Origin of the sequence: Streptomyces graminilatus (assembly GCF_001418565.1) — a bacterium.
Classification (GTDB): domain Bacteria; phylum Actinomycetota; class Actinomycetes; order Streptomycetales; family Streptomycetaceae; genus Streptomyces; species Streptomyces graminilatus.
This window is the reverse complement of the sequence record NZ_LIQQ01000741.1, coordinates 265-1,959: the sequence shown is the minus strand read 5'-3', so window position 1 is coordinate 1,959 and position 1,695 is coordinate 265. Positions and strand designations below refer to the sequence as shown.

General features: G+C 71.2%; 1 protein-coding gene and 1 pseudogene. One reads left to right on the top strand and one right to left on the bottom strand.

Annotation, left to right across the window (positions count from 1 at the left end):
- Positions 1–1,228, top strand: a 1,228-nt coding sequence (locus AOK08_RS40935) for an AAA family ATPase (protein ID WP_241827317.1), incomplete at its 5' end; no start/stop codon positions are given.
- 21 nt (positions 1,229–1,249) lie between these two features.
- On the opposite strand, the pseudogene AOK08_RS48220 reads toward AOK08_RS40935, so the two are convergent.
- Positions 1,250–1,695, bottom strand: a pseudogene (locus tag AOK08_RS48220) (LLM class flavin-dependent oxidoreductase); the annotation flags it as partial.

Sequence of the window (1,695 nt, the reverse complement as noted above, 5' to 3'; positions counted from 1 at the left end):
GGACCGGCTCGCCGCCGACGGCGCCAACGCGCGGCAGACCGAGATGGAGGCCCGGCTCCAGGTCCGTACGCACGAGGAGCGGGTCAAGGGGCTGGCCGGCCGGGCCGACTCGCTCGACCGGGCCGCGCGTGCCGAACGGGAGGCACGCGCGCGGGCCGAGCAGCGGCGGGCGCGGCTCAGACACGAGGCGGCCGTGGCCGAAGCCGTCGGCTCCGGGGCGCGGCAACTGCTCGCACACGTCGAGATCTCCCTCGCCCGTGCCGACGAGGAACGCGTCGCTGCCGAGGCCGCCAAGGCCCGCCGGGAGCAGGAGCTGACCGCCGCTCGCGCCACCGGCCGTGATCTCAAGGCGGAACTCGACAAGCTGACGGACTCGATGCACCGCGGTGAGGTGCTCGGCGCCGAGAAGCGGCTGCGGATCGAGCAGCTGGAGACCAGGGCGCTGGAGGAACTCGGGGTGGAACCCGAGGGGCTGGTGGCCGAGTACGGCCCGCACCAGCTGGTGCCGCCCTCGCCGCCCGCCGAGGGCGAGGAGCTGCCCGAGGATCCGGAGGACCCCCGCAACCGGCCCAGGCAGTTCCACCGGGCCGAACAGGAGAAGCGGCTCAAGGCGGCCGAGCGGGCCTACCAGCAGCTCGGCAAGGTCAACCCGCTGGCGCTGGAGGAGTTCGCCGCGCTGGAGGAACGCCACAAGTTCCTCAGTGAGCAGCTCGAAGACCTGAAGAAGACGCGCATCGACCTCCTCCAGGTGGTGAAGGAGGTCGACGAGCGGGTGGAACAGGTCTTCACGGAGGCGTACCGGGACACGGCCGCGCAGTTCGAGGGCGTCTTCAGCCGGCTGTTCCCCGGTGGCGAGGGACGGCTGATCCTCACCGATCCCGACAACATGCTCACCACGGGCGTGGACGTGGAGGCCCGGCCGCCGGGCAAGAAGGTCAAGCGGCTGTCGCTGCTCTCCGGCGGCGAGCGCTCGCTCACCGCCGTGGCGCTGCTGGTGTCGATCTTCAAGGCCAGGCCGAGTCCGTTCTACGTCATGGACGAGGTCGAGGCGGCCCTCGACGACACCAACCTCCAGCGGCTCATCCGCATCATGCAGGAGCTCCAGGAAGCCTCACAGCTCATCGTCATCACGCACCAGAAGCGCACGATGGAGGTCGCCGACGCGCTGTACGGGGTCTCCATGCAGGGCGACGGCGTGTCGAAGGTGATCTCCCAGCGACTCCGCTAGCCCTGCCGGCGCCGGTGTGCGTCAGGCCGACAGTTCCGGCACCACCCGCTCGCCGAACAGCCGAAGGCTCCGCCACCCCTCCTCCACCGGCATTCCGCCCGACAGCGGATGCAGCACATAACTGTCCAGGCCCTGGGCCACGCACTCCTCGGGCGTCACCATCCGGTAGACGCCCTCCGCGCGCAGCTCCTCGACCGTCGTCGCCGCCGATTTCACGGCGGACCGGATGTCGCCCGACTGCCAGGAGGCGTACGTCCGGGCCTCGTACAGGAGGTGATGGCCGTGCTCGGCCCAGGCCCGGTCCGGGTCCTCCGTGATGTGCAGCAACGGCGTCTCGGCGGCCGGCATCATCGTCCAGCCCTCCGTGCCGTACTCCACGAGCCGTTCCTTGTAGTAGGCCTCCAGCTCGGGCAGATGCGCGCTGGGGAAGAGGGGAAGCCCGAGCCTCGCCGCCCGCCTCGCCGCCG